The following is a 7,991-nucleotide window of genomic DNA, read 5'->3' as shown; positions in this document are numbered from 1 at the left end:
AACGAAGTGTTACAAGCTACGGCAACACCCGTTAAATTTTAAGAAAAGAGAACCGTCAATGTTGGCGGTTCTTTTTTTTGTAGTAAAGAAATTATCAGTTGGAAATCACTAAGGTTAGATTAATTCATGAATTTTGACCTTTTTTCATGCATTTTCCTGTTTAAGTCTGTTACAATATAAAAGTAAAAACTGTATTAGTTTTACTTGGCTTAGTGAGGAGGAAAAGTAATGAAAATAACTTATCACGGACACTCTGTAATCGCTATTCAACTAGCGGATGGTACAAATTTATTATTTGATCCATTTATTACCGGTAATCCCCTGACGGATTTGGTTGTAGAAGATGTCAAAACAGATTACATCCTAGTCACCCACGGACACAGTGACCACGTAGGTGATATGATACCGATCGCTAAAAAATGTGATGCAACAATCATTGGCATGGTGGAATTGTGTGCTTTTGCAGAAAAAAATGGTGTGAAAAAGACCCATGGCATGAATATTGGTGGGAAATTTGATTTTCCTTTTGGAAGAGTAAAAATGGTTCATGCCCAACACAGTTCAGGCTATGAAGTCGACGGTCAAATGCTTTATCTAGGTGAACCGGCGGGCTTTATTTTACAAGCAGAAGGTAAGACAATTTATCTTGCTGGAGATACATCAAACTTTGGCGATATGGCTTTGTTTGGCGAAGCTTTTGCAATTGATGTCGCCTTTTTGCCAATTGGTGATAATTTTACCATGGGACCAAATGAAGCAGCTTCAGCGGCTAAGCGTTTAAAAGCCAAACAAGTTGTACCTATCCACTACAATACGTTTCCATTAATTAAACAAGACCCGCAAGCCTTTGCAACACTTTTACCAGCGGGAGTAGCAAAAGTGATGGCAGTAGGGGAAAGTTTTACATTATAAAAAACGTTAATAAGCGCTGTGTAGAAAATTTACACCGTAACTAGGAGTGGAAAGATGGCGACAAAACATGATTTAATTTTGGCTCACATTGAAAGTTTACCAGTGGGCGACAGAATTTCAGTGCGAGGGATTGCCAAAGCACTAAACGTTAGTGAAGGTACGGCCTATCGTGCGATTAAAGATGCAGAAAATATCGGGTTAGTTTCCACTATTCAACGGGTGGGGACGATTCGGATTGAACGCAAATTAAAGAAAAACATTGAACGATTGACCTTTGGTGAAGTGGTTCAAATTATTGAAGGAGACGTTTTGGGTGGTAAAGCCGGACTAGATAAAGTCTTGCATAAATTTGTTATTGGTGCCATGAAAGAAGATGCAATGGCGCGTTACATTACACCAGGTTCTTTAATGATTGTCGGGAATCGAGAAGGGGTTCATCGGCTAGCTTTAAAAGAAGGTGCTGCGGTGTTAATTACCGGGGGCTTTGATACGAGTAATGAAATTTGTCAATTAGCCGATGAAGTTGAAATGCCAATATTGCGCACGACTTATGATACTTTTACGGTTGCTGCAATGATTAACCGCGCTTTAAGTGATCAACTAATTAAAAAAGATATTATGCTTGTCAGTGATATTTTCACGCCTTTAGAAAAAACATCCTATTTAGATATTTCTGCCACGGTCAAAGATTATAAACGGCTAGCAGAAAGTACAACGCATTCGCGTTTTCCTGTCGTTAATAAAAATATGCGTCTAGTGGGTATTGTTACGCCAAAAGATATTTTGGAAAAACAAGATAACCAAGCTATTGAGCGGGTAATGACAAAAGAAATTAGTTACGCGAAACGGGAAATGAGTGTGGCTTCTGTCAGTCATCAAATGATCTGGGATGGTCTAGAAGTTATGCCAGTAGTATCAGATGATTTAGGTTTAGTTGGCTTGGTATCCCGACAAGATGTAATGAAGGCAATGCAGTTGGTTCAGCGCCAACCCCAAATTGCCGATACAATTTCTGATCAAATTACCGGTGATATCCAACTTGTTGATCAAGATAATGAAGGCAATAAACTGGAGAAACCTTACTATACTTTCACGGTTACGCCTCAAATGGTCAATGAAGTGGGGACGATTTCTTTTGGTGTTTTAAATGAAATTGTGGCTAATGCTGCTAAGCGTGCTTTATTGCAACAACAACGACGCAATACTTGGATTGAGCAAGTGAACTTGCATTACTTACGTTTGATTCAATTGGAGAGTAAAATAGCTATTCAGACGCGACTGTTGGAATTAGGACGGCGCAGTGCTAAATTGGAAATTGAAATTTATTTAGAAAATACATTAGCGGCGTTGGCAATTGTTACTTGCCAAGTTTTAGAACGTCCATAAGTTAAGGTGAGAAGATGAATATCAGACATGAAATTTTAAAAGCAATTGAAGAATATGACCGCATTATTATCCATCGCCATATGCGACCTGACCCTGATGCCCTCGGATCTCAAGTCGGGTTAGCAGAAGTATTACGAGCAAGTTTTCCTGAAAAAGAAATTTATCAAGCCGGTGGTCCAGTAGAAGGATTAAATTATTTGGCCGAAATGGATGAAGTAGCAGATGAACTTTATGAAGGTGCTTTAGTCATTGTGACAGACACAGCGAATTCGCCTCGCGTTAGTGATCAGCGTTATGCCAATGGGGCAAAGTTAATTAAAATTGATCACCATCCTAACGATGAACCTTATGGAGATTTAGTATGGGTGAATACAAAAGCTAGTAGTTGTAGTGAAATGATTGCTGATTTTGCATTTTCATTTCCTGATGTTTTAAAAATTAGCGTGGAAGCTGCCAGACTTTTATACGCTGGTATTGTCGGTGATACGGGACGCTTTTTGTATCCGGCGACAACTTCTTATACGTTAGAAATTGCCGGTAAATTATTAGACTTTGGCTTTGATGCAGCAAAATTAAATCGCGAATTGCAACAAATATCGCTGAAAGTTGCCAAACTTTCGGGCTATGTTTATGAAAATATTGAAATTGATCAAAATGGAGCTGGTAGAGTCATTTTACCGCAAGAATTATTGGATAAGTTCCAAGTGGTAGACTCAGAAACATCCCATGTTGTTTCTTTGCCGGGTACGATTGATGTTACGCTTGCGTGGGGGATTTTTGTGCAACAACCAGAAGGCTATTATCGTGTCCGCCTACGTTCAAAAGGTCCTGTGATTAACGAAATTGCTAAGCGACATCATGGTGGTGGCCACCCATTGGCCAGTGGGGCTAATGCCAAGGACTTAACTGAAGTCGCAGAAATTTATCAAGAAATCAAAGCCGCTTGTCACAAGTATCGCCAAGAAGAAAGCTAAATTTAATGCTAAGATTTATTGGCTAAACGAATCTGCTTTTGTGCAGTTTACTGGGGCTAGTTATAAAATTATTTTGCTTTAGCTGGATTTTTTAATTAAGTCTAAGCAAACTTGAACACAAAAAAGCACGCTATTTTAAGAAAAGTTTCTTTTTGGATAGCGTGCTTAAAATTTTTATAGTCAGACAACTTTTTATTAAATTTTAGTTAGCCTCTTAAATCATCTAAAAATTCAGTTTTAGAAGCCGTCTGTTCATCTTTCATTTTGATAACTTTGGCAGGAGAACCTGCCACAACTGCTCCTTTAGGCACATCTTGTGTGACAACAGCTCCTGCTGCCACAACCGCACCTTTACCAACCCGTACGCCTTCTAAAACAACAGCGTTTGCGCCAATTAAAACATCATCTTCTATAACTACAGGATCAGCAGAAGGTGGCTCTAAAACACCAGCTAAGACTGCACCTGCACCAATGTGGGCCCGTTTACCAACTGTGGCTCTGGCACCTAAAATTGCGCCCATATCAATCATCGTTTCTTCTCCTACGACTGCCCCAATATTAATAACTGCTCCCATCATAACCACCGCATTTTTTTCAATTACTGTCTCAGCGCGAATGAAAGCCCCAGGTTCAATCCGAGCCTGCACTTTGGTTAAATCAAGAAGTGGAACAGCGGAATTGCGACGATCGTTTTCAAGGTAGAGATCTTCAATTTTTTCAGAGTGTTTTTGTAAAAATTCCTGTACATCTTTGTTATCACCGATTAAGACAAAGGAATTGTAATCGCCAAAAATTTTGATTTTATCGTGTTGTAAGCCACCAAAATTCCCTCGTACATAAGCTTTAACTGGTGTTTTTTTCTCTGCGTCTTTAATATATTTGGCTAAAGCATAAGGATCGGTGAAATGTAAATCAGACATAAAAAACTTCCTCCTAAATAATTTTAAGCTAGTAGATCTTGCATACTGTACAATCCCGCTTTTTGATTAATTAAAAATTCTGCGGCTTTCATGGCACCGTTGGCAAAGATGTCTCGCGATAGAGCCGTATGTTTAAATTCTAAAATTTCATCAGCACCGGCAAAAATGACTGTGTGTTCGCCTGGAATACTACCGCCACGGACAGCGTGAATTCCCATTTGATTGAAATCATTTTCTAAATCGTTACCCGCTCTCCCAAAAAGATATTCTTTTGGTGTAGTAAGTGTCTGGTTGATACTGTCCGCTAATAATAAAGCTGTGCCACTGGGAGCATCTTTTTTCTGGTTATGATGTTTTTCAATAATTTCAATATTAAAATCACTTTCTAAAGCCGGAGCGGCTGCTTGCAGTGCTTTTATTAAAACATTGATGCCCAAAGACATATTGGCAGAATAAAAGACAGGAATTACATGACTTGCAACAGATAACATAGCCTTCGTTTCTGCTGTTAAACCAGTTGTAGCAACTACTAAAGGCCATTCTTTTGCCACACAGCCGTTAATTAAGGCAGGTACGCCACTATAATGAGAAAAATCAATTACCACGTCAACTTCCTCTTTTACGTCATCGATTGTAGTATAGACCGGGAAATCGTCATTTTTTTTTGCGGTACGGTCAATGCCAGCTACAATTTCAAAAGTAGGGTTATCCGCGATTAATCTTTGCAAAACATGTCCCATTTGGCCGTGACAGCCACTTAGTAAAACTTTTTTCATGAAATGCTCCTTTCATAATTTACTAGTCCCTTGTTTAGAAGCCGAAATTGGAAATAAAAGGTATAGCTTGTCTAAAAAGCATGACGCTACTGACTACTCTTCTCGCAATAGTGTCTTATTGTAAAAGCGTTGAACGCTACCCTTAGCTTTTCCTGGTGTCTAGCACAAGCAGCAACTCTTTGGAAAAAATTCAAAAATTAATTTCTGGTAAAGAGCACCAGTAAACTAATTTCTAAGATTTGTCCAAAGAGCTACCCGCTGTCTTTAGCTTTTCTTTTGATCTAGCTTCACAAACGAACTCTCTACGGTAATAAGATGGAATTTGAAGAAATTTGGGAAACAATTTATTAAAATTCCATCTTATTACTTGAGAGTTCCCCACGTTTGTTCAGCTTTTCTTTTGATCCAGCTTCATGAAGTAGCTCTCTACGGCAATAAGCTGAAATTTGAAGAAATTTGAGGAACAATTTATTAAAATTCCAGCCTATTACTTGAGATCTGGACGAGTTCATAAAGCTTTTCATAGGATCTAGCTTCACAAATGAACTCTTGGCGACATTAAGTCGAAATGATAAGAAATTTGAGGAACAATTTATTATCATTCCGCCTTAATGCGAAAGAGTTGAACGCATTTGTTCAGCTTTTCGTTTAAATTAATCCATGATTTTTCATGGCGGTTTTTAATAATTGTAACGTGTCTTCTTCGGGTTTGTCTAATGGCAACCGGTAGTTCATCTCGCATTTACCTAAAAGACTGACTGCTGCTTTAACGGGAACGGGATTTACCTCTTTAAATAGCGCTTGAATCAAAGGCAGTTGTTGTAATTGTGTTTTTTTTGCTTTCTCAATTTTGCCATCAAAAAAGTCATGGACCATCTGGGTTGTTTCACTAGGTAAAATATTCGCAATAGTGGAAATTACCCCTGCGCCACCAACCGAAAGAAAGGGTAATACTTGATCGTCATTCCCAGAATAGACGGCAAAATTATCATCTGCCAACGCACAAATTTCTACCACTTGCGAAATATTTCCGCTGGCTTCTTTAATACCGACGACATTTGGTAGTTCTTTTAATTTCTTCACCATGTTCGGTGTTACATTCATGCCAGTTCGGCCGGCAATAGAATAGAGAATGATAGGGATGTTCACGCTACTACAAATCGCTTCATAATGTTTAATTAAACTGCTATTGGTCGCTTTGTTGTAATAAGGAGTTACTACTAGTAAACCACTAGCACCCACGCGTTCTGCTTCTTTTGAAAGATATACGCCGTGTTGCGTATTATTGGAACCTGTTCCACCAATAACTGGCACACGACCAGCCGCTTGTTTCACTACAGCTTCAATGACAGCAATATGTTCTTCATCATCTAGGGTAGAGGCTTCTCCGGTTGTGCCACAGGCGATGATCGCATCGATACCTTTCTCAATTTGCCATTCCACCAATTGTTTCAACTTAGCGAAATCTACCGTTTTATCTGCTTTCATTGGGGTAACAAGCGCAACGCCAGCTCCTGTAAAAATTGCCATCTTAACACATCCCTTGTTTTAAATATTTACTTTCATTAAGTTTCTAGGTAAAATAGAAAAAATTAATAAAATATTCAGAAAATATTTTTTATACGGAAATTCAAACTATTTACAAAATAATATACTATAATGTCACGGAATAGCCAAGGATATTCTGAAAATAGTGAATATTTTTGCAAAGTGAAAAATGAGGTTAATAATGATTTCGTGTGTAGTCAGTAGATAGAGAGCTTATTGGCTGAATAAAATGGTTAATAAGAATTTCGTCATGACAAAAAGGATGAATGAAAATTTTTTGAAAAAGTGTGAAATAAAAAGGGATGAAAAAATGGAAATACGAGAAGAGATTGCAGAGCTTTTAAAAGAAGTCACCACGTTTCGTCAAGATTTACATCAAATTCCAGAATTGGGATTACAAGAATTTAAGACCTGTCAGTATTTAAAAGCTGCTTTAGCCAGTTTCGGGGTAAAAGAGGTCTATGAAGTGCTTGAAACAGGCTTAGTGGCGGTATTTCGCAGTGACAAGGCGGGAAAGACTTTAGCATTTCGTACCGATATTGATGCTTTACCCGTAACAGAAGAAAGTGGTGTGGCCTTTACGTCACGTCATAAAGGACGGATGCACGCGTGTGGTCATGACGGGCACATGGCGACAATGTTGGGTTTTGCGAAGTATTTAAGTGAACATCCTGAAAGTATTAGAGGGACGCTTGTTTTGATTTTTCAACCCGCCGAAGAAGGCCCGGGGGGAGCGCAATTAATGATTGAAGCTGGTGTATTAGAAAAATTCGGAGTTGAACAAATCATTGGTCTACATCTTTTCCCAGAGTTTGACGAAGGGGTCATTGCTTGTAAAAAAGGTGCGATGATGGCGCGCAACGGTGAGGTGACGATCACAGTTCACGGCAAAAGTGCCCATGGCGCCCAACCGCAACAAGGCGCAGATACCATCTTAGCGGCTGCCGCAATTATTCAAGGGCTACATACGATTATTTCCCGTAATTTAAGTCCGCTTGATTCTGCTGTTTTAACATTTGGGCAAATCTCTGGTGGGGAGGCGATGAATATTATACCGGGAAAAGTTGAACTTCAAGGAACTATGCGCGCTTTTTCGGATACGGTATATAACACTTTAACAAGTCGTATTAACACTTTAGCCACCGAGATTGCAAAAGCCTACGATTGCTGGGCAGAAGTTACATTTAACCATATGTATCGGGTCGTAGATAATGATGAGAAAATGGTAGAGGCTTTAAAAGCTGTAGCAGGTGATAGTTATGTTACTTCACCACCTTATATGTTGGCAGAAGACTTTTCACTGTTTCAGCAACAAATCCCCGGTTTATTTTTCTTTGTCGGAATAAAAAATGAAGCCAAAGACTATATCTATCCACTGCATAGCAGTAAATTACGTTTTGATGAAAAAAATTTATTAGGTGGGATTCAGTGCTACGTGGACTTAATTGAAATGTTAAATCAGGAAGGGGCTTAAT

General features: G+C 38.8%; 7 protein-coding genes. 4 read left to right on the top strand and 3 right to left on the bottom strand.

The window, feature by feature from the left end; genetic code table 11:
- Positions 1 to 228: 228 nt before the first annotated feature.
- The 3 genes from RU96_RS10765 to RU96_RS10755 are packed head-to-tail and all read left to right on the top strand — an operon-like array spanning position 229 to position 3,272.
- A complete protein-coding gene (locus RU96_RS10765; RefSeq protein ID WP_071865522.1) occupies positions 229 to 912 on the top strand; it encodes a metal-dependent hydrolase in 684 nt (227 codons plus the stop codon).
- A gap of 54 nt (positions 913 to 966) precedes the next feature.
- On the top strand, positions 967 to 2,298 hold the full coding sequence (locus RU96_RS10760) for a DRTGG domain-containing protein (protein WP_071865521.1): 1,332 nt from the start codon (positions 967 to 969) through the stop codon (positions 2,296 to 2,298).
- Between the two features lie 14 nt (positions 2,299 to 2,312).
- Complete coding sequence (locus RU96_RS10755) at positions 2,313 to 3,272, top strand: DHH family phosphoesterase (protein WP_071865520.1); 960 nt, start codon at positions 2,313 to 2,315, stop codon at positions 3,270 to 3,272.
- 206 nt (positions 3,273 to 3,478) lie between these two features.
- On the opposite strand, the gene dapD is transcribed toward RU96_RS10755, so the two are convergent.
- From dapD to dapA, 3 genes are all read right to left on the bottom strand, one after another.
- Positions 3,479 to 4,192 (bottom strand): 2,3,4,5-tetrahydropyridine-2,6-dicarboxylate N-acetyltransferase, encoded by a 714-nt coding sequence (dapD, locus tag RU96_RS10750; RefSeq protein WP_071865519.1) that lies wholly within the window; start codon positions 4,190 to 4,192, stop codon positions 3,479 to 3,481.
- A gap of 23 nt (positions 4,193 to 4,215) precedes the next feature.
- On the bottom strand, positions 4,216 to 4,968 hold the full coding sequence (gene dapB / locus RU96_RS10745; RefSeq protein WP_071865518.1) for a 4-hydroxy-tetrahydrodipicolinate reductase: 753 nt from the start codon (positions 4,966 to 4,968) through the stop codon (positions 4,216 to 4,218).
- Between the two features lie 648 nt (positions 4,969 to 5,616).
- On the bottom strand, positions 5,617 to 6,498 hold the full coding sequence (dapA, locus tag RU96_RS10735; protein ID WP_071865516.1) for a 4-hydroxy-tetrahydrodipicolinate synthase: 882 nt from the start codon (positions 6,496 to 6,498) through the stop codon (positions 5,617 to 5,619).
- Between the two features lie 328 nt (positions 6,499 to 6,826).
- Here dapA and RU96_RS10730 point away from each other — a divergent pair, with 328 nt between their 5' ends.
- Positions 6,827 to 7,990 (top strand): M20 metallopeptidase family protein, encoded by a 1,164-nt coding sequence (locus tag RU96_RS10730; RefSeq protein ID WP_071865515.1) that lies wholly within the window; start codon positions 6,827 to 6,829, stop codon positions 7,988 to 7,990.
- The last annotated feature ends 1 nt before the right edge of the window (position 7,991 follow it).

Origin of the sequence: Enterococcus canintestini (assembly GCF_001885735.1) — a bacterium.
GTDB lineage: Bacteria > Bacillota > Bacilli > Lactobacillales > Enterococcaceae > Enterococcus_C > Enterococcus_C canintestini.
The sequence above is the reverse complement of the archived record's forward strand: the minus strand, read 5'-3'. Positions and strand labels throughout refer to the sequence as shown.

Coding starts and splice junctions, on each gene's coding strand:
- RU96_RS10765 (WP_071865522.1), top strand. CDS start 229: ATGAAAATAACTTATCACGGACACTCTGTAATCGCTATTCAACTAGCG.
- RU96_RS10760 (WP_071865521.1), top strand. CDS start 967: ATGGCGACAAAACATGATTTAATTTTGGCTCACATTGAAAGTTTACCA.
- RU96_RS10755 (WP_071865520.1), top strand. CDS start 2,313: ATGAATATCAGACATGAAATTTTAAAAGCAATTGAAGAATATGACCGC.
- dapD (WP_071865519.1), bottom strand. CDS start 4,192: ATGTCTGATTTACATTTCACCGATCCTTATGCTTTAGCCAAATATATT.
- dapB (WP_071865518.1), bottom strand. CDS start 4,968: ATGAAAAAAGTTTTACTAAGTGGCTGTCACGGCCAAATGGGACATGTT.
- dapA (WP_071865516.1), bottom strand. CDS start 6,498: ATGGCAATTTTTACAGGAGCTGGCGTTGCGCTTGTTACCCCAATGAAA.
- RU96_RS10730 (WP_071865515.1), top strand. CDS start 6,827: ATGGAAATACGAGAAGAGATTGCAGAGCTTTTAAAAGAAGTCACCACG.